At 73.0% G+C, this 22,944-nt stretch carries 19 protein-coding genes; 5 read left to right on the top strand and 14 right to left on the bottom strand.

The genetic code is table 11. The features are described 5' to 3' along the window. Window positions 1-48: 48 nt before the first annotated feature. The 12 genes from LUTJ29_RS0109165 to LUTJ29_RS0109110 form a co-directional block, all read right to left on the bottom strand. Window positions 49-1,002: an aldo/keto reductase gene (locus LUTJ29_RS0109165; protein WP_027072259.1), complete on the bottom strand. Its 954-nt coding sequence runs from the start codon at window positions 1,000-1,002 to the stop codon at window positions 49-51. Between the two features lie 73 nt (window positions 1,003-1,075). Continuing rightward, the gene (locus LUTJ29_RS16915) at window positions 1,076-1,879 is read right to left on the bottom strand and encodes a DUF2785 domain-containing protein (protein ID WP_084524812.1); all 804 of its coding nucleotides are present in this window, start codon (window positions 1,877-1,879) and stop codon (window positions 1,076-1,078) included. A gap of 95 nt (window positions 1,880-1,974) precedes the next feature. Further along, window positions 1,975-2,328, bottom strand: coding sequence for a GFA family protein (locus LUTJ29_RS0109155; RefSeq protein ID WP_027072258.1), 354 nt, complete (start codon window positions 2,326-2,328; stop codon window positions 1,975-1,977). 40 nt (window positions 2,329-2,368) lie between these two features. Next, on the bottom strand, window positions 2,369-4,198 hold the full coding sequence (locus LUTJ29_RS0109150; RefSeq protein ID WP_027072257.1) for a hypothetical protein: 1,830 nt from the start codon (window positions 4,196-4,198) through the stop codon (window positions 2,369-2,371). Beyond that, window positions 4,195-6,339 carry a DUF4175 family protein gene (locus tag LUTJ29_RS0109145; RefSeq protein WP_027072256.1) on the bottom strand — a complete coding sequence of 715 codons (2,145 nt, stop codon included), beginning with the start codon at window positions 6,337-6,339 and terminating at the stop codon, window positions 4,195-4,197. The genes LUTJ29_RS0109150 and LUTJ29_RS0109145 overlap by 4 nt, the downstream gene beginning before the upstream one ends. Further along, entirely contained in the window at window positions 6,336-7,499 is a 1,164-nt protein-coding gene (locus tag LUTJ29_RS0109140; RefSeq protein WP_027072255.1) for a BatA domain-containing protein, read from the bottom strand. Before LUTJ29_RS0109140 ends, LUTJ29_RS0109145 begins: the two co-directional genes overlap by 4 nt. After that, window positions 7,496-8,392: a DUF58 domain-containing protein gene (locus tag LUTJ29_RS0109135; protein ID WP_027072254.1), complete on the bottom strand. Its 897-nt coding sequence runs from the start codon at window positions 8,390-8,392 to the stop codon at window positions 7,496-7,498. The genes LUTJ29_RS0109140 and LUTJ29_RS0109135 overlap by 4 nt, the downstream gene beginning before the upstream one ends. A 7-nt stretch (window positions 8,393-8,399) precedes the next feature. Beyond that, the gene (locus tag LUTJ29_RS0109130; protein ID WP_027072253.1) at window positions 8,400-9,398 is read right to left on the bottom strand and encodes a MoxR family ATPase; all 999 of its coding nucleotides are present in this window, start codon (window positions 9,396-9,398) and stop codon (window positions 8,400-8,402) included. Window positions 9,399-9,450: 52 nt separating this feature from the next. Then, complete coding sequence (locus LUTJ29_RS0109125; RefSeq protein ID WP_027072252.1) at window positions 9,451-10,164, bottom strand: DUF4159 domain-containing protein; 714 nt, start codon at window positions 10,162-10,164, stop codon at window positions 9,451-9,453. 151 nt (window positions 10,165-10,315) lie between these two features. After that, window positions 10,316-11,650, bottom strand: a complete 1,335-nt coding sequence (locus LUTJ29_RS0109120) for a TldD/PmbA family protein (protein WP_027072251.1) — start codon at window positions 11,648-11,650, stop codon at window positions 10,316-10,318. A gap of 21 nt (window positions 11,651-11,671) precedes the next feature. Further along, the gene (locus LUTJ29_RS0109115; RefSeq protein ID WP_027072250.1) at window positions 11,672-13,306 is read right to left on the bottom strand and encodes a TldD/PmbA family protein; all 1,635 of its coding nucleotides are present in this window, start codon (window positions 13,304-13,306) and stop codon (window positions 11,672-11,674) included. A gap of 158 nt (window positions 13,307-13,464) precedes the next feature. Beyond that, window positions 13,465-15,102 carry a TldD/PmbA family protein gene (locus LUTJ29_RS0109110; RefSeq protein ID WP_027072249.1) on the bottom strand — a complete coding sequence of 546 codons (1,638 nt, stop codon included), beginning with the start codon at window positions 15,100-15,102 and terminating at the stop codon, window positions 13,465-13,467. Window positions 15,103-15,364: 262 nt separating this feature from the next. Between LUTJ29_RS0109110 and LUTJ29_RS0109105 the strand changes: the two genes are divergently transcribed. The 3 genes from LUTJ29_RS0109105 to LUTJ29_RS16910 all read left to right on the top strand — a co-directional run bounded on the left by LUTJ29_RS0109105 (window position 15,365) and on the right by LUTJ29_RS16910 (window position 18,620). Next, the gene (locus tag LUTJ29_RS0109105) at window positions 15,365-16,201 is read left to right on the top strand and encodes a DUF72 domain-containing protein (protein WP_027072248.1); all 837 of its coding nucleotides are present in this window, start codon (window positions 15,365-15,367) and stop codon (window positions 16,199-16,201) included. A gap of 97 nt (window positions 16,202-16,298) precedes the next feature. Continuing rightward, window positions 16,299-17,282, top strand: coding sequence for an aldo/keto reductase (locus LUTJ29_RS0109100; protein WP_084524811.1), 984 nt, complete (start codon window positions 16,299-16,301; stop codon window positions 17,280-17,282). 3 nt (window positions 17,283-17,285) lie between these two features. Next, the gene (locus tag LUTJ29_RS16910) at window positions 17,286-18,620 is read left to right on the top strand and encodes an MFS transporter (protein ID WP_051322879.1); all 1,335 of its coding nucleotides are present in this window, start codon (window positions 17,286-17,288) and stop codon (window positions 18,618-18,620) included. Here the strand turns inward: LUTJ29_RS16910 and LUTJ29_RS16905 are convergent. Then, window positions 18,602-19,861 carry an amidohydrolase family protein gene (locus tag LUTJ29_RS16905; RefSeq protein ID WP_051322878.1) on the bottom strand — a complete coding sequence of 420 codons (1,260 nt, stop codon included), beginning with the start codon at window positions 19,859-19,861 and terminating at the stop codon, window positions 18,602-18,604. The genes LUTJ29_RS16910 and LUTJ29_RS16905 overlap by 19 nt on opposite strands. A 164-nt stretch (window positions 19,862-20,025) precedes the next feature. After that, window positions 20,026-20,922, bottom strand: a complete 897-nt coding sequence (locus LUTJ29_RS0109085; protein WP_027072246.1) for a DMT family transporter — start codon at window positions 20,920-20,922, stop codon at window positions 20,026-20,028. Between the two features lie 101 nt (window positions 20,923-21,023). Here LUTJ29_RS0109085 and LUTJ29_RS16900 point away from each other — a divergent pair, with 101 nt between their 5' ends. Together LUTJ29_RS16900 and LUTJ29_RS0109075 are read left to right on the top strand one after the other, a co-directional pair. Continuing rightward, on the top strand, window positions 21,024-21,908 hold the full coding sequence (locus tag LUTJ29_RS16900; RefSeq protein WP_043741002.1) for a LysR substrate-binding domain-containing protein: 885 nt from the start codon (window positions 21,024-21,026) through the stop codon (window positions 21,906-21,908). Between the two features lie 79 nt (window positions 21,909-21,987). Beyond that, window positions 21,988-22,929, top strand: coding sequence for a DMT family transporter (locus LUTJ29_RS0109075; protein ID WP_027072245.1), 942 nt, complete (start codon window positions 21,988-21,990; stop codon window positions 22,927-22,929). Window positions 22,930-22,944 lie beyond the last annotated feature (15 nt).

Here is a 22,944-nt window from a genome sequence, read left to right as displayed (position 1 = left end):
AGTCCACGCGGCCATGGGCCAGGAGGCCGGTCGCGCCGGAAGCCGCTCCTACGGCGCGGGCGGCAGCGCGTCGATGAATTCGACCATGCGCCGGCGCTGCGCGTCGTCCGGCAGCCGGCCGCGGCCCGCACCGAGGTTGTCGAGCATGTTGCGCGCCTTGCTGGTTGCCGGCGTCACGCAGGTGACCGCCGGATGCGCGAGCACGTACTTGAGCATGAACTGGGCCCAGGACGTGGCGTCGAACTCCGCCGCCCAGTCCGGCAGGGGCCGGTCGCCGATCCGGCTCCACAGCCGCGTGCGCCCGAACGGCACGTACACCAGCACCCCGATCCGGCGCTCGAGCGCCAGCGGCAGGATGGTCTCCTCGACGTCGCGGTTGTCGACCGCGTAGTCCACGCCGATGAAATCGATGTCCTCGTTGCGCATCACCTCGACCAGGCGCGGATACGCCTGCTTGCTGGTCGAGGTCACGCCGACGTGGCGGATGCGCCCGTCGGCCTTGTAGCGCTGCAGCAGCGCCAGCTGGGTCGGGATGTCGGCCAGGTTGTGCACCTGGACCAGGTCGAGCGGATCCTTGCCCAGTCGCCGGAACGAGGTCTCCAGCTGCTCGCGCGCGGCGGCCGGGTCGGCGGTCCCACCGCCGCGCGGCACGGCGTTGAGCTTGGTCGCCCAGAACACCCGCTCGCCGAGGCCCAGCTCGTGCGCGATCTGCCCGGCCACTTCCTCCGAGGCGCCGTACGCGGGCGCGGTGTCGAACACCTGCCCGCCGCCCTCCACCAGCGCCTGCAGCACCTCGCGCAGCGCCGAGACGTCCTCGCTGCGCGCCACCTGGGCGAAGGTGGCCGAACTGCCGAGGCCCACGACCGGCAGCTGCTCGCCGGTCTTCGGCACCGCGCGCGTCAGCAGGGGCCCGGCCTCCTGCGCCAGCAGGCGGGCCTGCGGCAGCGCCGTCGCCGCCGCGGTGGCCAGCGTGAACTTCAGGCAATCGCGTCGGGTCGCCATCGATCCATCCTCCATCGGCAATGAAGGCCGAGTGTGACCGCGGTGCCGGCGGGATTCAACGCACGCGAGCCGGCTATGGCACCGCCCCGAGCGTCTCCACGAGCAGCGGCTTGAGCTCGCCCAGTACCGGATCCCGGTCGGCCCCGACGTAGAGCGCAAGCACGAACGCCACCAGGTCGTGGCGCCGCGCCAGCCACTCCTCGTCGGCGTAGGCGAGCCCGGGATCGCCGAGGCGCGGCGGCAGGTCGGCGAACCACGCCTGCCAGTCGCCCCTGTCGTACAGCCGGCTGCGGGCCAGCGCCAGGACCGGGCGCGCGAGCCGCGCCGGCTCGCCGAACACGTAGGCGTGCGCGGTCCCGGGCACGGCCTGGGCGGCGACGGCCTCGAGGACCAGGTCGCCCTGGTCGCGCTCCAGCGCCGGATGGAGCGCCAGTTGCAGCAGCCAGTCGGCGCCGTGCGCCACGCCGTGGCGCCAGCCCCGGGCATCGTCGAAGCCGCGATAGTCCTGCACGGTGGCCACGTAGCCGGCCGCCTTGCGCACCATGGCCTTGCGCTCGCCGGGCGTCATCCACGGCGCGATGCGGTCGGTGCGCGCCACTTCCGACAGCACCAGCGCCGCGAACGGACGCGCGAAGCCCTCGCCCTCGCCGCCGTCGACCAGCGCGTGCAGGCGATCGCGCAGCGCGCGCAGGGTGGCGACGTCGAGCTCGCCCGCGCGCATCCACTGCGCCAGCGCCTGGTAGGCGATGCCGTCGCGCACGGCGGGATCCGGATCGCCCAGGCATCCGGCCAGCGCAAGCGCGAGCCGCTGCCGCTGCGCCGGGTCCGCCGTTTCGAAGCGCCGTACCTTGAACGCCTGCAGCCCCTCACGATCCATGCCCTCGGGCGGGCATGCGGCGGACGCCGCGGCGGGCAGCGCGAGGGCGACGGCCAGTCCGGCGCGCGCCACCCACGACGCGTGCCGGACATGCCTCACAGCTTGGCGCCGTCGACCGGGACGACCTTCACCGAGGCCAGGTCGAGGTCCGGCAGGCAGCGCAGGTTCACCGCCACCGTCTTCGCGCCGGTGGCCGGATGCACGCCCTCGCTGAAGGGCGAGATGCCGCAGACCTTGCAGAAATGATGGTCGATGACGTGGCGGTTGAACTTGTACGTCCCGAGCGCCGACTCCGGCGTCCTGAGCACCAGCGCCTCGCGCGGAAGGAACGCGAGCAGGCCGCCGCGCCGGCGGCACATCGAGCAGTTGCAGTCGTAGCCCTCGGTGATCTCGCCTTCGAGTTCGAACGCGATCGCACCGCAGTGGCAGCTTCCCTCGTAAGTCGGCATGGCGTGGTCTCCTCCTCACCCGCCGCCAGCATAGCGCCGGTCAGGCCCGGTCGCGCCCGGGCACGGCACGCCCGGCGCGGGCGCGCTCCAGCCACCAGGCCGCGGTCGCCAGCAGCAGCCAGGCCAGGAACCAGGGCCAGGACGGCATCCGGCGCGGCGCGACCAGGGCGACACCAGGATCACCGTCCACCGGCCCCTTCGCCGCCAGCCGCAGCGTGGCCTCGCGCATCGCCGCCAGCCGCACGCCCGGCAGTGCGTCCGGCGCGAGCACGTGGAACGCAAGTCCGGACTCCCCGTCCTCGACCCGATGCCAGCCACCGGCCGCAGGCCAGAAGGCCGCGCAGCCGCCGGCGTCCGGATCGGGCAGCAGCCGCGTGCGCACGCCGTCCGGCGCCGACACGGTGGCGTCCGCGCCAACGCCGCAGACGGCCACGCGCTCGCCGGCGCGCGGCTGGCCGTCGATGCGGATGTCCGCGCGTGGCCGCGGCCGCGCGAGCGCCGCGAAGGCCGTGTTCCACAGCTCCGCGTGCAGGTCGCGGCGACCGGCCAGCGGCAGCAGCCACGTGTCGACCGGCGTCCACACGCCGATCCGGCCCTGCCCGTGCGGCCGCCACCACGCGACCGCATCGCCCTGGGCATCGCGCAGCAGCGGCACTGCGCTCGCGCCGGTGGCGCGCAGGTCGCGTCGCGCCAGTTGCGGCGGCGTGCCGGCGGCGGCCCCGACGTCGACCGGCGCATCGCGCGTGCCGGTCCCCAGTCGCGCGCGCAGCGCGGCCTCGTCGGCCAGCCGCGGCGGCGCCAGGGCGAACGCGGTGGTGCCGGTGCCACCGGCGAGCGCGAACTCCTTGCCCGACAGCGGGCGCAGGGCCGCCGCCGGCAGCGCCACGTCGGCGCGCAGCAGCAGGCCCATCCCCGCCTCGACCGCGGCCAGGGCGCGCGCACGGCCGCCCTCGCCCAGCGCCTGCCAGGCGCGCGCGTCGACCACCAGCAGGTCGAGGCGCGGATCGTCGACCTCGGCGGACCCGCTCGCGATCGCCGCCCCGCCGCCGAGCGCGATGCGCGACTGGACCGCGAAGCCGGCATCGTGCATCCAGCGCGACAGCGCGCGCGTCTCGGGGTTCGGCGCGCCGGACAGCAGCAGCACCCGCGGCGCCAGCGGCGCTTCGGCATGCGTGGCGACCGGTGCGCTCTCGACCACGCCGCCGTCGGCATCGAGCACCCGCAGCACGAACGTCGCCGTGCCGGGCGCGTGCACCCCAGCCGAGAGCGAGAACGCGCCGTCGTCGGGCAGCGCCATCGCGTCCACGCGGCGTCCCGCCGGGTCGCGCAGTTCGACCTGCCCGCCCGGCACGCCTCCGGCCTGCCCGGAGATCCGCAGCGTCGCGCCGGCGACGACCGGCGAGGACACGTGCACGCGCCACACGCCGGGCGGCAGGTCGGTCAACACCGGCTCGATCGCGATCCCGAGCGCGGCATCCAGGTCGCGCGCGGTCAGTCCGGCACCTGCCACGCGCACGCGCCGCGTGCCCGGATGCCGGCGCAGGACCGTGGCGAGGTCGGGCACGCGCCCCACGCCGGCAATGGCCGGCGCCTCGGGCAGCGCGAACACGGGACCGGGGGCGTCCGCGAGCGCCCCTGCATCCGCGGCTTCGGCGAGCACGGTCGGCACCCCGCCGGCGCCGCCACCCTGCGGCGGCGGGTACAGCACCAGGTACAGGAGGGCGGCCATCGCGGGTTGCGCGAGCAGCAGCGCGATGCGCCGCCAGGTCCGCTCACCCGCGCGATCGCGTCGCCAGGCCAGCAGCAACCGGGTCCAGCCCGTCACCACCGCCATGGCCAGCAGCGAGGCGACGATCAGTTGCGGCGTCATCGCGCTCCCTCCCCGGACTGCAGCAGTTCGAGATAGCGCCGCCCCGTTTCGCCGCCCGTCTCGCGCGGCGCGACGCCACCGTCGGGCCGGCGCATCGCCGCCCACAGCAGCCCACGCAGGTCCTCGCGGCAGGCAACGCAGCCGGGATCGATGCGCAGCGCGTCGATCGCCGCCACCAGGGCCAGCGGGTCGCCCACGAGCGCGGCATGGTCGGCGGCCCAGTCCTGCACCGCGTCGAGCGTCTCCGTGGCGACGGGGCCGCCTTCGCCCAGCGCCTGCCAGGCCGCTTGCACCGGGTCGTCGCCCGGTCGCGACGGCGGCGACGGCGCGCGCGGCGCGATGCCCTCGCGCTTGCCGCCCAGGCGCCGGGTTTCGTCGATCGGCGGCAGGCGGGTGCCGACGCGCTGCAGGTAGATGCGGTCGGCCTGCTGCACCTGCTTGATGAACTCGAGCGCGCGGTTCGCGTACGGCAGCGCCTTCGCCGGCTCGGCCTGGCGCAGGTGCAGTTCCGACTGCCACATCTCGCGCAGGGCGCTGCGCAGGATCTCCCGGGTTTCCGGATCGAGCAGGGTCGCCGCCTCCGGCAGGTCGTGGGTATGGCCGAAGGCCTCCAGGATGCCGCCCGGATCGCCGAAACCCTGCGGCGTTGCAGGGTCCGACGCCGCATGATCGTGCCCGTCGTCGTGCGCGTGCCCGTCCTCGCCATCCTCCGCGTCCGCCACCGGCAGGTCGCTGGTCGGCGGCGGACGCGAGCCCGCTTCGCTTTCCTCGCCGAGGAACTGGCCGTAGCGCAGCCGCAGCAGGCGCTGGTCCACGCCGAGCGCGTCCGAACGCGCTGCGAACGCGTCCTCCGACAGCTGCGGCCTCTGCGCGATCAGCGCCTCGGCGTCGATGATGATCTGGCGCTGGCTGCGGAAGTACGCCGGCAGCACCTGCCGCGCCAGGCCCTCCAGGCCTTCGGCGCCGAGCAGCGGCTGCTCCGGCCAGCGCAGGATCACGCTCGCGCTGCGCGCCACCTGCGGCTGCGGCGAGCGGTTGTCGCGCACCTCGAGCCGGGCGACGAGGTCCTCGCCACGCTGCAGGCCGAAGTCGGAGGGATCGAGGCTGGCGTCGAAGCGCAGCGCGCGGCGGTCGCCGCGGCCGCGCAGCACGCGCACGTGCTCGTGGAAGCGCACGTTCTCGCCGCTGCCCTCGGAGCGCGTCACCAGCAGGCGGGCCTCCGCCTGCAGGCCGTGGTCGTCCTCGGCCTCGAACGACAGCGGCCAGGCGCGCGGTGGCGGGTCGGCCAGGGTGAGCCCGCGCTCCGGAATGCGGACCCGCACCACCGGCGCCGCGTCCGGCACCGCGTCGATGCGGTGCAGTCGGCCCTGCGCGGCCTCGCCCTCGGCCGACACCCGGTAGAGCAGCGACGCCTCCAGTCGCGTCTCCGCCACCCACGCGTCATCCCCGCGGCGCAGTTCGACGCGGCTGCCGTCGTGCAGCGCAAGCGCCGCCGCGGCGGGCTGCGGGTCGAAGCGCAGGGTCCAGTGCAGGCGCGATCCGACCGGCGCCTGCACGTCGAGTTCGTCCGTGGTGGTGGCGGCGATGCCGGTGTAGCCGGGCGGTTCGATCCGCAGCTGCGCTTCCACCAGCCGCGGCGGCGCCTCCGGCGCGGGCGCTGCTGAGCTGGCGACGGCAGGTGCCGGCGGGGTCGGCGTGCCCCGCGGCCAGGCCAGCGCAAACGCCACGGCGATCGCGGCGACCAGCCATCCGGTGCAGATCGCGCGCCAGGCCCAGGCGGGGCGCAGGTCGCCCGGCGGGCGCTCGTGCAGGCGCCGCGCGATGCGTTCGCGCTGCAGTGCCTGCAGCGGACCGAGCGCGTCCTGGTCCGCCAGCAGCAGCGCCGTGCTGTCTTCCAGGTCGCGACGGGTGGCGTCCAGCCGCGATGCCGCCCATGCCGCGTCGTATCGGCGCGCCCTGCGCCACGCCAGCAGCGTGGCGGCCGCCGCCACCGCGACGCCCACCATGCCTGCGACGCCGGTGCCCCACGCGTGCCAGGCCGGCGCCGCGCAGGCCACCGCGATGCCGAGGCCCGTGAGCAGGCCGCCGGCGAACACCCGCACGCGCGCGCCGCGCGACAGCTGCTGCAGCACGGCGCTCATGCGCGGCCTCCGCGGCGCGGCGAAGTCGCCAGCCAGCGTTCGAGCAGCGCCAGCAGCGCGACGAGGACCGCGAGCCACGGCTGGAGTGCGCGCGGCGCGGCCGGCCAGGCCACGTCGATGCGAACGGGCGCGACGTCCTGCGCGAAGGCCCGCGTCGGCATCGGCGGCGGTTCGAACAATGCCTGCAGCCGATGCGGGAACGACGGCTCGAGCAGCTGCGGCATGTCGGCCGGCCGCAACGGCCGGTGAAGGCGCAGCACGCGGCCGCGGCCGAGCGCGGCTTCCTCGACGAGCGCCGTCCCGTCGTCGTCGCGCCAGACGGCGCGCCATTCCGCGTCCGCGAGCTCCAACCCGGTCCCGGGCCCGAGCAGCGCCGCGCCGCCGTCCTCGATCCAGCGCCTCGCCGCGTCTGGCAAGGGACCCGGGGCGATCCAGGCGAGCCGGCGCATGCCGCCGGGAAGCGGCTCGTCGACGGCTGCAGCTTCGAAGGCGGGTTCGCCTCCTCCGGGCTCCCGCAACGCAAGCACCGCGGCGCGCAGGACGCGCACCGCTTCCTCCTGTCCTTCCGCATGGCGCACGACGATCGCGCGCGGGGCAGCTTCAACCTGCCGTGGGGCGACATCGCCCGCCGGCACCACATGCCATTCGACCTCGCGCGACAGCTGCAGGGGCCCACCGTCCAGTCCCGACAGCCGTTCCGGCACCACCACGCGCAGCGCGGCCCCGCCCGGCAGTTCGGCATCGAGCTGGCGCAGCAGGCTGGCGACCGGCTGCGGCGACGCCGGGGCCGGCTGCGACAGCGGCGGGAAGCCGGCGGCAAGCCAGCGCAGCTCGCCCTCGCCGTTGCCTGCGAGCTGTCGCACCTGTCCGTCGGGCACGCCCGGCGCCACCACTGTCCACGGCGTCGTATCGGGCGCGCCATGCAGCACCGGGCGGGCCAGCCACAGCGCGATCAGCGCCAGCAGCAGCAGCCGCACCAGCAGCAGCGGCCATTCGTCGAAACGCACCCGCCTGCGCGGCTTCGGGCTGGCGCGCAGCCAGCGCAGTGCCGCGAACACGGTCGGCCGGTACTGCTGGCGACGCGAAAGATGGATCAGCAGCGGGATCGCCAGCGCGAGCAGCGCGCCCAGGGCGGCCGGCAGCAGCAGGACCAGGTTCACGCGCCAGCGGCCTCCGCGTCGTTCGCGAACAGCTGCCGCAACGGGCGCTCCAGCGGCTCGTCGAGCACGTGCACCGCGTGGCGGATGCCGGCCGCGTCCAGCCGCGCATGCAGGGCCCGCTGCGCGTCGCCGAAACGGGCGAGGAAGCCCTCGCGCAGCGCGCGGCCGTCGCCGGGCAGCGTGTCGCCCGTCTCGGGATCACGGAACATGCGGCCGTCGTCGAACGGGAAATCGCGCTCGGCCACGGTGAGCAGCTGGATCACCACGACCTCGCGCCGCGCGCCGGCCAGGCGCTCGGCCAGCGCGATGCAGGCCTCGTCGAAGCAGTCGCCGATGAACACCACCAGCTCGTCGGCGCCGATCCGCGCCCACAGCGGCATCAGCCGCTCGCCCGCGGGGAACACGCCCCGGGCCTCGACGCCATGCAGCTCCAGCAACACCCGGTCGCGCTGGCGCGCGCCGGGCGCGGCAGGCGCCAGCCGCATGGCCCCGTCGCGCAGGACGGCCAGCCCGATGTGGTCGCCCTGGCGCACCACGACCTCTGCGATCGCCGCCGCCAGCGCCTTGCCGGCGTCCAGCCGGGTCCATTGCGGGCGCGACTCGTCGGCCTGGGCCATCGACGCGCTGGCGTCGAGCAGCACCCAGGCCGTCAACGGACTGTCGCGCTCGGCCTCGCGGACGAAGAAGCGGTCGCTGCGCGCGTACAGCTTCCAGTCGATGCGGCGCGGCTCGTCGCCCGGTTCGTAGCCGCGGTACTGGGAGAACTCCAGGCCCGCGCCGCGGTCGCGGCTGCGGTGCACGCCGCCGCCGCGCAGCGGACTGATCCGCCGCGAGCCGATGCGCAGCTCGCGCAGCCGCGCCCGCAACGACGGCGGCAGCAGGTCGTCGTCCATCGCCGGCTCAGGCGGACGGGAACGGCACTTCGCGCAGCAGCGCGGCGATCACGTCGTCGGGCCGCTTGCGCTCGGCCTCGGCCGCGAACGACAGCAGCAGGCGGTGCCGCATCACCGGCGCGGCCAGCGCGGCCACGTCCTCGCGGGTCACGGCCAGGCGACCGTGCAGCAGCGCGCGCGCCTTGCTCGCCAGCACCAGCGACTGCCCGGCGCGCGGCCCGGCGCCCCAGCGCACGTAGTCGCGCACCACCTGCGGCGCGCCGTCGCCCGGGCGCGTGGCGCGCACCAGGCGGGTGATCCAGGCCAGCACCTCCTCGCCCACGTGCACCTCGCGCACAAGCGCCTGCAGCGCCAGCACCTCCTCGCCGCCCATCACCCGCGGCACCTCGGCCACGCGGGCGCCGGTGGTCTGCGCCAGGATCGCGCGCTCCTCGGCCTCGTCGGGGTACTCGAGCGCGATGTGCAGCAGGAAGCGGTCGAGCTGGGCCTCGGGCAGCGGATAGGTGCCGGCCTGCTCGATCGGGTTCTGGGTGGCGAGGACGAAGAACGGCTCCGGCAGCGCGTGGGTCACGCCGGCGAAGCTGACCGTGTGCTCCTGCATCGCCTCCAGCAGCGCCGCCTGGGTCTTGGGCGGGGTGCGGTTGAGCTCGTCGGCCAGCAGCAGGTTGGTGAACACCGGGCCCTTCTGGAACCGGAACTCGCGCCGGCCGGTGCCGTGGTCCTCCTCCAGCAGCTCGGTGCCGAGCAGGTCGCTCGGCATCAGGTCGGGGGTGAACTGCACGCGCCGGAACTGCAGGTCCAGGGCCTGGCCCAGGGTGCGGACCAGCAGGGTCTTGCCGAGGCCGGGCACGCCCTCGAGCAGGCAGTGGCCGCCGGCGAGCAGGCCGGTGAGCAGCTGCTCGACCACGTCGTGCTGGCCGACGATGGCGGTGGCGATCGCGGCGCGCAGCTCGGGCAGGCGCGCGACGCGGGCCTGGATCTCGGATTCGGTGAGTGGGGCGTTCATGGGCATCCGGGGGGAGGAGGCAGGTGGTGCGGGGAGGCGTTCGCCGGCGGCGTCATCCGGTCAGCGCATAGACCACGATGTTGACCGCGAACTTCGTGTTGTCCTCGGCCAGGAAGCGCTTGTTGCGCCAGTCGTAGTCCCACTCGCAGCCGTAGTCCTTGTTGCTGTAGAGCACGCCCAGGCGGCCGTCGATGCTGATGCCCCTGAGGTAGTCGTGCACCAGGTCGTCGCCCCAGCCATTGAGCTCGAAGCTGGTCGCCGGCGGGCCGTCGGGGAAGCGGAAGAAACTGCTGTAGACGGGATGGCTGTTCGGGATCCGCGCCAGCGCGCGCGGGCCGAAGATCGAGGCCATCTGGGCCTCGAACGACTTGGCGAACAGTCCGTCGATGTCGTGGTTGCAGTCGTCCACGAACACGAACCCGCCGTTGCGCACGTAGCGTTCGAAGTTGCGCCGCTCGGCGGGATTGAACTCGACCAGGCGATGGCCCGCCAGGTAGCAGAACGGGGCCGACAGCATTTTCGGGTCGGCGAGTTCGACCACGTGCTCCTTCGGATCCACCCACAGCCCGGTGTAATCGATCAGCGCGGTGATCAGGTTGGACGGCATGCGCTCGTCCACGTCCCAGTCGCCCGAGTCGTACTTGAGGCGGGTGAACCAGAAATCGTAGCCCGCCGACGAAGCCGCGCGCGCGACCGGCGCGCGCGCCGCCAACCAGGCCCCGGCGGCCGCGCCGAGCCCCAGGCGCAGGAACCGCGCGCGCGTCATGGACGTTCCGCTCATGCGCGCCCCGCCAGCCCCGCGCCCCGGTTGCGCCGCGGCGCCGCGCCCCGCGCACCCGGGTCGCCTGCACGGCAGCGCCGTGCAGGCCGTCCGCCTTCGCCCCGCGCGGGGAGCCGGCATGGGGCGAGGCGAGCCGTCACACCGCGTCGGACAGCGAAGTGAAGGTGAAGTCGCGCAGGCGCATCGGCGGGATCATCATGGCGAAGCGCGACTCGTCGCCGCTCACCCGCACCGGCTTGCCGAGCTCGTCGATGTTGTTGAGCATGATCACCGGCGACTCGTTGAAGCGGAAGTTCTTGATCGGGTAACGGATCTGGCCGTTCTCGATGTAGAAGGTGCCGTCGCGGGTCAGGCCGGTGAGCAGCACGGTCTGCGGGTCGACCATGCGGATGTACCAGGTGCGGGTGACCAGGATGCCGCGCTCGGTCTCGCGCACCAGGTCCGCCGTCGACTTGGTGCCGCCGGCCATGATCAGGTTGCCCGGCGCCGCCACCGGCTCCCTGCCCTGCTGCTGGGCCCAGTAGCGCGAGTACAGCAGGTTGGCGACCTTGCCGTCCTGGATCACCGGCATGCGCTTGCGCGCCAGGCCCTCGTCGTCCCACGGCAGCACCGGCACGTCGGGGTCGGCCGGGTCGGCCCAGATGCTCACGCGCGGGTCGTAGACCTGTTCGCCGAGCTTGTTGCCGCCGCCCTTCTTCGACAGGAAGCTGCGGCCCTCGTCGGCCTGGCGGGCGTCGAAGAAGTACATCATGAACGAGATCAGCCCCGCGGCCGCGTGCGGCTCCAGGATGACGGTGTACTTGCCCGGCTCCAGCGCCCTGGCGTCGGCGGACTCGCGGGCCTTGCGGATCGCGACGGCGATGTCGCGGCCGGCGTCGAACTGCGAGATGTCGGTGACGTTGCGGCCCACCCAGCCCGAGCCACGGCCGTCCTCGGTGCGCACGGTGCAGGTGTAGTCGGCGCTGGTCGCGGTCTGGTAGCCGAAGTTGCCGTTGCTGTTGGCGATCGCGGTGAACGAGCGGCTGTCCTCGAGGAAGCCCGCCGCCACCAGCCCGGCCTCGCGGCACGGCGCGATGGAGCTGGCCGCGACCTGGGCGCGGTACTCGGGGGTGATCGCCGCGGTCGCCGCGCTGTGGGTGGCGGTGGCCGCGTAGGACTGCTTGCCGATCGCCGGCATGAACTCGGGGTTCTCCGGGGCGAGCCTGGCCAGGTCCTCGGCGCGACGCACCACGCGCTCGAGCGAGGCGTCGTCGAACTCGTTGATGGTGGCGGTGCCGACCCGCTTGCCGAACGCGACCGAGACCACCAGGTCGACGTCGTCGACGGTGCCGCTGGTGGACACGTTGTTCAGGGCGAAGCGGATGTTGCCGCTGTTGCCGCCCGAGAGCACCGCGGTGCACTCGTCGGCGCTGGACAGGGCGATGACCTTGTCGAGGATGGCCTTGGCTTCGGCTTCGGTGAAGATGGTCATGGGTTCGTTTCTCCTGCGCCGTCAGCCGAGCGAACGTGCGGTGTTGATGACATTGATGCCGTTGAAGCGCGCGGTGCTCGAGCCGTGCGAGACCGCCGACACCTGGCCCGGCTGGCCCTTGCCGTCGAAGAACGAGCCGCCGAGGCGGTAGTCGCTCTCGTCGCAGACCGCCACGCAGGCGTTCCAGAACTCCGGCGTGCGGATCTGGTAGGCCACGTCCTCGATCATGCCGGTGATCGCGCCGTTCTTGATCTCGTAGAACAGCTGGCCGCCGAACTGCGCGTTGTAGCGCTGCTGGTCGATCGAGAATGAGCCGTCGCCAATGATGTAGATGCCGTTCTCGACGTCCTTGATCATGTCGGCGACCGACAGCTTCGACTTGCCGGGCGCCAGCGACACGTTGGCCATGCGCTGGAACTGGACGCTCGACCAGGAATCGGCGTAGCAGCAGCCGTCCGACTCGGTCTTGCCGAGGATGTGGGCCTGGTCGCGGATGGTCTGGTAGTCGACCAGGATGCCGTCCCGGATCAGGTCCCAGCGCTTGCACTTGACGCCCTCGTCGTCGTAGCCCACGGCCCCCAGGCTGCCGGGCTGGGTCTTGTCGGCGAAGATCGTGACCTGGTCGCTGCCGTAGCGGAACCCCGACTCGCGCTTGTCGAGCGTGGCGAAGCTGGTGCCGGCGTAGTTGGCCTCGTAGCCGAGCACGCGGTCGAGCTCGAGCGGATGGCCGACCGACTCGTGGATCGTGAGCCAGGTGTGCGAGGGGTCGAGCACCAGGTCGTAGCGGCCGGGCTTGACCGACGGCGCCTTGAGCTTCTCCTGCGCCTGCTTCGCCGCGGCCACCGCGTCCTCGACCATGTCGTAGGAGTGGCCGTAGTTCACCACCCCGTTGGGGCTGACGAACTTCTGCGCCGGGTCGCCGTCGAGGTACTCGTAGCCCAGCCCCATCGGCGCGGACAGGCCATCGCGGGTGCGAAACTTGCCGCTGTCCTTGTCGACCGCGGTCACGGTCATCGGCGCCCAGATCCGGTGCACGTCCTGGTCGATGTAGGAGCCGTCGGTGGAGGCGAAGTACTTCTGCTCGTTGACCAGGAACAGGGTCGAATTGACGAAGCTGGCGCCGGCGTTGAGCGCGGCCGCGTTGACCGAGAGCAACAGGTCGACCTTGTCCTTGAGCGGCACCTCCATCGCGTTGCGCTTGATCGGGGTGCGCCAGGACACCTCGCCATAGGCGGGCGCCGGGGCCAGCTGCACCGGCTCGGCCTGCACCCTGGCATTGGCCTTGGCGATCGCCGTGGCGCGGCGGGCGGCCTCGGCCACCGCGTCGGTGGTCAGGCCGTTGGTGGCGGCGAAGCCCCAGGCGCCGTCGGCGATCACCCGGATGCCCACGCCGGTCGACTCGGTGTTGACCACGTTCTGGACCTTGTCCTCGCGGGTCATCACGAACTGGCGCAGGTAGCGGCCAATGCGCACGTCGCAGTAGCTGGCGCCGGAGGAGCGCGCCGCCTGCAGGGCCGCGTCGGCAAGCTGCTTCTTGATCGCCACGTCGAGGGTGGTGACCAGCTGCTCGGCGGCCACCGCCTTGCCGAGCCAGGAAGGCAGCGCCAGGCTGCCGATGCCAAGGCCGCTCAGGGCCAGGAAATCTCGTCGTTGCACGGAGCGCTCTCCGGTTGGTTGGGCGTGGCGCCAGCGCCGCCGCGGCGATGGCACCGGTGGGGTGCGGTCATGCCGGGCGGGATGGTTTCACCCGATTCTGTGCGGCGCCGCCGCATGGCGCAAATGACTTTCGGCACATCCCCGCCATGCGGCGGGCCTCAGCCCAGCGACCGGGCGGTATTGATCACGTTCTGGCCGTCGAAGCGCGCCGTGGCCGCGCCGTGCGAGACCGCCGAGACCTGGCTCGGCTGGCCCTTGCCGTCGAAGAACGAGCCACCGAGGCGGTAGTCGCGGGCGTCGCAGATCGCCGAGCAGGCGTTCCAGAACTCCGGCGTGCGGATCTGGTACGCGGCGTCCTCCACCAGCCCCTGCACCTCGCCATTGCGGATGGCGAAGAAGAGCTGGCCGCCGAACTGCGCGTTGTAGCGCTGCTGGTCGATCGAGTACGAGCCGCGGCCGTGGATGTAGAGCCCGTTCTCGACCCCGGCGATCATCTCCCGCACCGTGAGCGGCGCCTTGCCGGGCTGGAGCGAGACGTTGGGCATGCGCTGGAACTGCACGCTCGACCACGAGTCGGCGTAGCAGCACCCGTCCGACTCCGCCTTGCCCAGGATGTGCGCCTGGTCGCGGACCGACTGGTAGTCGACCAGGATGCCGTCGCGGACCAGGTCCCAGCGCTTGGCCTGCACGCCCTCGTCGTCGTAGCCCACGGCGCCCAGGCTGCCGGGCTGGGTGCGGTCGGCGACGAAGTTGACGATGTCGCTGCCCCAGCGGAAGCTGCCGCGCTTGTCGAGGGTGGCGAAGCTGGTGCCGGCGTAGTTGGCCTCGTAGCCGAGCACGCGGTCGAGCTCGAGCGGATGGCCGACGTTCTCGTGGATGGTGAGGAACAGGTTGCTCGGGTCGATCACCAGGTCGTAGCGGCCGGGCTTGACCGACGGCGCCCGGAGCTTCTCCCGCGCCTGGCGCGCGGCGGCCACCGCGTCCTCGCGCATGTCGTAGGAGCGGCCGTACGCCACCACCCCGCCGGGCAGATCGAACCGCTGCGACGGATCGGCGTCGAGGTACTCGTAGCCCATCCCCATCGGCGCCGACAGGCCGTTGCGGGTGCGGAACTTCCCGCTGGCCTGGTCGATCACGGTCACCGTGAACGGGACCCAGATCCGGTGCACGTCCTGGTCGATGTAGGAGCCGTCGGTGGAGGCGAAGTACTTCTGCTCGTTGACGAGGAACATGCTGGAGTTGACGAAGCTCGCGCCCGCCTCGATCGCCGCGGCGTTGACCGAGAGCAGCAGGTCGAGCTTGTCCCGGATCGGCACCTCCATGCCGTTCTTCGCGATCGGCGTGCGCCACGCCACTTCGCCGACCCCGGGCGCGGGCGCCAGCGTGACCGGACCGCCGGCCTGGATCCGCGCATTGGCGCTGGCGATCGCCACTGCCTGGCGCGCGGCGTTCGCGACCGCATCCACGTCGAGGCGATTGGTCGCGGCGAAGCCCCAGGCGCCGGCGGCGATCACGCGCACGCCCACGCCCGCCGACTCCTCGTTGGTCACGTTCTCCACCCGCGCCTCGCGGGTGAGCAGGGACTGGCGCAGGTAGCGGCCGACGCGCATGTCGCAGTAGCTGGCGCCGGCGTCGGTCGCCGCCTGCAGCGCGGCGTCGGCCAGCCGGCGCTTGAGTCCGTCGTCGATGCGTTCGAGCAGCCGTTCGGCCGCCACCGCGCGTCCATGCACCAGCGGCGGCAGCAGCGCCGCGCCGGCGGCGAGTCCGCCCAGGGCCAGGAAACCACGTCGCTGCATCGCCCGCCTCCGCTTCCGGACATCCGATTGCGCCCCAGCATAGTCCCGGTCGGCGCGGATGGCGGCCATGACTTTCGACACGTCCGGGCGCGCCGCGGATCGTGGCCAATGCGTCCTGCGTCGCGTCCACGCGACGCGAACCCGGCCCTCGCCATACTGCGGTCGCAGCCACGACGGAGCACGCGATGGAACACGCCGGCAAGGGTCCGTGCGCCCCCACCGGGTGCCGTCCGGGAAGCGCCGGGGGCCGCCCGTGGGCCGCGTGAGCACGCCGCCGGTGGACGCGGGCGTGCCCGCGGTCAACGGCATCCGCGTGGGCGTCGGCGGCTGGGTGTTCCCGGCCTGGCGCGACAACTTCTATCCGAAGGGCCTGGTCCAGCGGCGCGAACTGGAGTTCGCCAGCCGCCAGCTCTCCGCGATCGAGATCAACGGCACCTTCTACCGGGCGCAGAAGCCATCGATCTATGCCGCCTGGCGCGACCAGACCCCGCCGGGCTTCGTGTTCACCGCCAAGGCCCCGATGCGCATCACCCGGTCGCGCGCGCTCGACCGGACCGGACCGCAGATCGAGGACTTCGTCGGCGGGATCGCGGAGCTGGGCGACCGGCTCGGCGCGCTGGTCTGGCAGTTCGACGCCGGCCCCCGCCTCGACCGCGACGCCTTCGCGGCCTTCCTCGGGCTTCTCCCGCGCCACGCGGGAGGCCGCCCCCTGCGCCACGCGCTGGACGTGCGCGATCCCGCCTTCGTCGATGCCGGCTACGTGGCGCTGGCCCGCCGCCACGGCGTCGCCATCGTCTACACCGACTCGGACGAGCACCCCAATGTCGCCGATCCCACCGCCGACTTCGTCTATGCGCGGCTGATGCGCTCGCGCGCGCAGGTGGCCAGCGGCTATCCGGCGCGCGAACTGGCGGCCTGGGCGCAGCGCGCACGGACCTGGGCCGCCGGAGGCGCGCCCGAAGGCCTGCCCCTGCTCGCGCCGCCCGCGCCGGGGGCCGCGCACCGCGAGGTGTTCGTCTTCTTCATCAATGCCGCCAAGGAACGCAATCCCGCGGCCGCGATCGGGTTGCTACGCCTGCTGGGCGCGCACCCGGGTTGAGTGGAGCTCGACGATGTCCTCTGGATCCGGACGCCGGCTTGCGCCTACCCTGCCCGTTGCCGACGCGACATCCAGCCCCCTTCCCTGGAGATCCGCCATGACCAGCCGCCGCCGATTCATCGCCTCCGTCAGCCTGGCCGCCACCGGCGTCGCCCTCGCCCCGCTCGCCGCCTGCAGCCAGGACCGCGCCGATCCCCTGCCCGGCCGGCCGCGCGAGAAGCCCGTCGGCGCCATCGCCGGCATCGCGCCGCTCGCGGGCGGACTCGTCATGCGCACCATCCCGGCCAGCGGCGAATCGATCCCGGCGATCGGCGTCGGCACCTCGGGCAGCTACGAGGTGCCGCTGGACTCGCCCGACTTCGACGCCCTGCGCGAGGTGGCGAGGATCTTCTTCGAGGGCGGCGGACGCCTGCTCGACACCTCGCCCAACTACAGCAACGCCGAGGACGTGGTCGGGGCCCTGCTCGAGCAGGGCGGCTGGCGCGAGCGCTGCTTCCTGGCCACCAAGCTCGCCGCCGACAGCCGCGAGGCGCTGGAGGCGCAGTGGGCCGCGTCGCTGCGGCGCCTGCGCACCGACCACGTGGAACTGCTGCAGGTGCACAACCTGCGCAACATGGCCGAGGCCATGCCCTACGCGCGCGAGCTCAAGGACGCCGGCAAGGTGAAGTACGTGGGCATCACCCACTACCTGGAGAGCGGCCACGCCGAGACCGCGCGCCTGATGCGCGCGGAAAAGCCGGACTTCGTCCAGATCAACTATTCGGTCAACGCGCCGCAGGCCGCGCGCACGATCTTCCCGCTGGCGCAGGAGCTGGGCATCGCGGTGATCGTCAACCGCGCCTTCGACGACGGCCGCCTGTTCGCCGCGGTGCGCGACCGCGAGCTGCCCGGCTGGGCGGCCGACGTCGGCGTGACGTCGTGGGCGCAGATGTTCCTGAAGTTCGCGATCAGCCACCCCGCGGTGACCGCGGTGATCCCCGCCACCGGCAAGCCCGAACGCCAGGCCGACAACCTGCGCGGCGGGACCGGGCCGCTGCTCGACGACGCGCAGCAGGCCGAACTGGTCGCGATGTTCGCCTGACCCATGCGCGGGCGCCTCGCGGACCTGTTCAACCTCCGGCACGGCGAACTGGCGCCGGTGCTGGTCGCCGCCGCGTTCTTCTTCTGCATCCTCACCGCGCTGATGATGCTGCGCCCGGCGCGCGATGCGCTGGGCATGGAGCGCGGCATCGACAGCGTGCGCTGGCTGTTCATCGGCACCGCCGTGGTCACGCTCGCGGTCAACCCGCTGTTCGGCGGGCTGGTCGCGCGGCTGCGGCGGCTGCACTTCATCTCCGCCACCTACGCCTTCTTCGCCCTGAGCCTGGCCGGTTTCTGGGCGCTGCTGGTGTTCGCGCCCGGCGCGGTCGGGACGCGCAGCGGCCAGGTGTTCTACGTCTGGTTCAGCGTGTTCAACCTGTTCGTGACCATGGTGTTCTGGGCCCTGCTGGCCGACCGCTTCAGCAGCGACCAGGGGCGGCGCCTGTTCGCGCTGGTCGCGGTGGGCGGCACCCTGGGCGCGATCTTCGGCCCCTGGCTGGCCTCGCGCCTGGCCGAACCGCTGGGCACGCCGAGCCTGCTGCTGGTCGCGGCCGGATTCCTGCTGCTGGCGATCCTGCTGGCCTGGGTGCTCGTGCACGTACGCAGCGACCGCGGGGCCTCCGCCGCCGCCGAAGCGGCGTCCGACATCGCCAGCGAGGAACGCCGCATCGGCGGCAGTGCGTGGGCGGGCCTGCGCGCGGTGTTCGCCTCGCCCTACCTGATGGGCATCGCCGGCTACGTGCTGGCGATGACCGTGGTGGCCACCTTCATCTACTTCACCCGGCTGCAGATGGTGGCCGCGGCCGAGAGCGACCTCGACGCGCGCACCGGCCTGCTCGGCAGCATCGACATGTGGACCCAGATCGCGGTGCTGGCGCTGCAGCTCACCCTCACCGGACAGATCATCCGCCGCTTCGGGCTGGCGGTGGCCCTGGCGGTGCTGCCGGTCGCCACCGCGCTGGGCTTCGTCGGCCTGGCGATCTACGGTTCGTTCGCGATGCTGGTCGTGCTCGAGGCGATGAACCGCGCCGTCCAGCGCGGACTGACCCGCCCCGCGCGCGAGGCGCTGTTCACGGTGGTCAGCCGCGAGGAGAAGTACAAGGCCAAGGCCTTCATCGACACCTTCGTCTATCGCGCCGGCGACGTGGTCGGGGCGCAGGTCGAAGGCGCGCTCGGCCGGATCGGCCTGGCGCTGGGCGGGCTGGCGACCGTGGTAGTGCCGCTGGCCGTCGCCTGGGCGCTGCTCGGCCTCTGGCTCGGGCGGGCGCACGTGCACCGGGCGGCGACGCAGGCCGGACCCGGCGCCCGCCCCCCTGCTGCTCAGGGACCGGCGGCGTAGACGACCTTGCCTGCGCGCAGCGTGTAGCGCACGTCCGCCAGCACCGCGACGTCCTCGGCCGGATCACCGCCCAGCACCACCAGGTCCGCATCCATGCCCGGGGCGAGGCGCCCCTTGCGCCCCGCCTGGCCGAAGCGCTGCGCGGGCGCGGTGGTCAGGCTGGCCAGCACCTGGCGCCAGTCGAGGCCGGATGCGTGCATCTGCCGGAGTTCGTCGCGGGTGTCGTACCAGTCGATGTAGCCCGAGTCGGTGCCGAACAGGACCGTGCCTCCCGCGCGGGAGAACGCCTCGAGCTGCTGGCGGGAAACGGCCATCACGCGCTCGACGACCTCCGGCGTGCCACCCTCCTTCCGCACCTCGATCTCGATCAGCTTCAAGGTCGGGATGAGCGCGATGTCCTCGGCCAGCAGCCGCTGCACCAGGGCATCGTCCCACGGGCCCATGAGCGGCGCGGTATGCGCAAACACACTGGTGCCGGCGGCGATCGCGGCATCGACCCCCGCCTGGTTGCCCGGGTGCGCGAACAGCGGCTTGCCCGCCTCACGCGCGATATCGCCCACCGCCTTGCCGATGGCGTCGTCCATCGGCAACACGCCGAGCTCGCCGCCGACCATGGCACCGGCGAAGATCTTCAGCCCGTCCGCGCCTGCGGCCAGCTGCCGGCGCGCGCGCCCGGCGGCTTCCTCAGGCGTCGCCACTTCGGCCTGCTTGAGCGACCAGCCTCCCAGATCGGTGGGCAGGTAGGCAGGAACGCCGTCCACCGGGAAAAACGGGGTGCCAGTGGTGAGAATGGCCGGACCCGTGACGTCGCCATCCTCGATGCGCATACGCAGCACGAATGCGCTGCCCGGGGGAGACGCGATATCGAAGATCGTGGTAAAGCCCCAGCGCAGGTACTGGGTGAGCAGGGCTTCGGACAGGACGTCGCCCGGCTGGGTCGCGGACCGGTCGAGCGGCGGCGCAATCAGATGGACATGGCTGTTCCAGAAGCCCGCGACCACCGTTCCGCCACCGGCATCGAGCCGCTCCACGCCTTCGGGCACCGCGACTTCGGTCGAGTCGCCCACCGCTGTGATCCTGCCATCGCGCAGGAGGACCGTGCCCGAGGCGATCGGCTCGGCATCCGGCGCCGCCACGATCCGGGCATTGGTGATGGCAAGTTCCCTGGCCGTCGCCGGACACGTCATGGCGGCTACGCACAGCAGGCCCGCGACCAGCGCGGACGAACGGAACGACGGCATGGAACCCCTCCGCAGGACGATGGATGCGGGGGCGGAGTGTACGACAGCTCCCTGCGGCCGGACATCGCCGCAGATTCGTTTCCCGTTCAACCAGGCGTGGCGATCGCGCGCACCGGGAACGACACCGGCGAAGCCTGGCGGCAACGCGGTGCGCATCGTGCGCGTTACCTGGCCCTCTGGCTGAAGGCCACGCTGCCCAGGATCAGCATGCCGGCCAGCGCCATGGTCCAGGTCAGCGGCTCGTCGAGCAGCCACCACGCCCACGCCACGCCGAACAGCGGCACCAGGTAGGTCACGGTGGAGGCACGGCTGGCGCCGATGCGCGCGATCAGGCGGTAGTACATGACGAAGGCGATCCCGGTGCACAGCACGCCGAGCATCGCCGCCGACAGCCAGGCCGCCGCCGGCAGCGGATGCACCGGCCAGGTCGCGATCGCCACCGGCAGGGTGAGCAGCGCGGCGCTGCCGAGCGTCGCCGAGGCCACCGCCGCCGGCGGCAGGCCGCCGAGGTGGCGGCGCACCAGGTTGATGCCGAGGCCGTACAGCAGCGAGGCCAGCGCACCGGCCGCGGTGGCGGCGCCGATGCTCATGCCGGCGGCCTTGCCGCTCGCCAGCACCACCACGCCAACGAAGCCGACCACCAGCGCCAGCGCGCGCCGCGTGCCGATGCGTTCGCCGAAGAACAGGAAACCGACCAGCGCGGTGAACAGCACCGTCATCGCATTGGCGATCGCGCCGATCCCGGCCGGGGCGCGCTGCGCGGCCCAGGCGAACAGCAGGAACGGCAGCGCCGAGTTGATCGCGCCGATCAGCGCCAGCTTAGGCCACAGCCGCAAGGGGAACTGCGACCGTGCGCGCCACAGGAACGGCAGCAGCACCAGGCTGCCAAGCGCGAGGCGCATCTCCACCAGCGGCGCGGGACCGAAGTCGTCGGCGGCCACGCGCATGAACAGGAACGACGCGCCCCAGATCGCACCCAGCACGCCCAGTTCCAGGGGGTTGAGCCAGCGGGCGGACTCCAGGCTCCGCGGCGGCGCCGCGGCGACGTTCGGACAGGACATTCGGGCGACCCTCGTGGGGGAGGTCATTGGATTGTGCCTGCCAGCATGGCGGCGACAAGCGCATACTTTCGGGCCAAGGCACAAACGGGATTTGTGGCTCGATGGCGCTCCGCTCCGACTGGTTTTCCGCCCTGGCCGCGTTCGAATCCGCAGCGCGCCACCAGAATTTCGCCCACGCCGCCGAGGAACTGCACCTGACCGCGAGCGCGGTCAGCCACCACGTGCGCAAGCTCGAATCGCGACTGGGGGTGGCCCTGTTCACCCGCCACGCCCGCGGAGTGGCCCTGACCGCGGAGGGCAGGCGCCTGGCCGACGTCGCCGGGGGCGCGATCCATGAGATCGACGATGCGATGCGCGAACTGCGCAGCCGCCGCGAGGACGCGCAGACGGTGCGCCTCACCACCCTGCACTCGTTCGCCTACGCCTGGCTGGTGCCACGGCTGGCCGACTTCGCGCAGCGCCATCCCGACATCCGCCTGCGGATCGACACCGAGATCTCGCTGACCCGGTTCGACACCGGCGGTCCGGACCTCGGCATCCGCCACGGCCCCGGCCGCTGGCCGGGGCTGTCAGCGATCCACCTGATGGACGAGTCGCTGTTCCCGGTGGCCGCGCCGTCGATGCCGGGCGTCGGACGCGTCCGCGACGCGGCCGACATCGCAAGGCTGCCGCTGGTGGCCGACCTCAGCCACCAGGGCTGGCACGACTGGTTCCGCGCCAACGACATCTGCAACGCGCGCTTCGACGAACGCTTCGTGTTCAGCGACAGCACCGACATGCTGCGCGCCGCCGCGTTCGGACTCGGCGCGGCCCTGGCGCGCGAGCGCATCGTCGCGCCCTGGCTGGACGGCGGCCAGTTCGTGCGGCTTCCGGGCGAGGCCATGCCGGGGCGCTACGCCTACCACGTGATCCACCCGGCCCATCGGCGCCCGCGCCAGGCGGTGCGGCGGGTCATCGACTGGCTGCTGGAACAGGCGGCCCGATGACGCCCGCGCCACCGCCGCCAGTGACGCCGGCGCGCGCGGCGGGCATGCTGTCGCACCGACGCACGCCCGCCGTCCGCGCATGACCCCCACCGCCAAGGCCCACCTGCAGATCCACCTGTGCGTGCTGCTGTGGGGCTTCACGGCCATCCTGGGCAAGCTCATCAGCCTGCCCGCCCTGCCGCTGGTGTGGTGGCGCATGGGGCTGGTGGTCGCGGCGCTGATGCTGGTCCCGCGGGTCTGGCGCGGCCTGCGCGCGCTGCCCGCGCGGCTGCTGCTGGCCTACGCCGGCATCGGGGTCCTGGTGTCGCTGCATTGGCTCACCTTCTACGGCGCGATCAAGCTGGCCAATGCCTCGGTGGCCGCCACCTGCATGGCGTTCGCGACCGTGTTCACCGCGCTCATCGAACCGAAGGTCGCCGGCGGACGGTTCTCGCGGCGCGACCTGGCACTGGGCGTGCTGGTGCTGCCCGGAGTGGCGATGGTGGTCGGCGGCGTGTCCACGCAAATGCGCGCCGGGATCGCCGTGGGTGCCCTGTCGGCGGTGCTGGTGGCCGTGTTCGGATCGCTCAACAAGCGCCTGGTCGAGCGCGCCGACCCGCTCACGGTGACCGCCGTCGAGCTCGGTGCCGGCACCCTGGCCCTGACCGCGCTGGCGCCCCTGGTGCAGGAACTGGTGCCGGCGTTCGCGGGCCCGCTGCTGGTGCTGCCCTCGCCCGCCGACGCCGCCTGGCTGGTGCTGCTCGCCGGCGCCTGCACCCTGTTCCCGTTCGCGCTCTCGCTGGTCGCACTGCGCCACATGAGCGCCTTCTCCGCGCAGATGGCGCTGAACCTCGAACCGGTGTACGCGATCGTGCTCGCGATGCTGCTGCTCTCCGAGCAGCGCGAGCTCACGCCGCTGTTCTACGGCGGCGTCGCGATCCTGCTGGCGGTGGTGTTCGCGCATCCGCTGCTGCAGCGGCAGCGGCGGATCGGCCATCCGGAGGTCCTGGGAACGTCCGAGGCCAAGGGCATCGTCGAATAGCCTGGCGCCGGCCCG

The organism is Luteimonas sp. J29 (assembly GCF_000472505.1).
In the GTDB taxonomy this organism is placed as follows: Bacteria; Pseudomonadota; Gammaproteobacteria; order Xanthomonadales; family Xanthomonadaceae; genus Luteimonas.
Note: the sequence above shows the minus strand (reverse complement) of the source record. Positions and strands in the feature narration are given on the sequence as shown.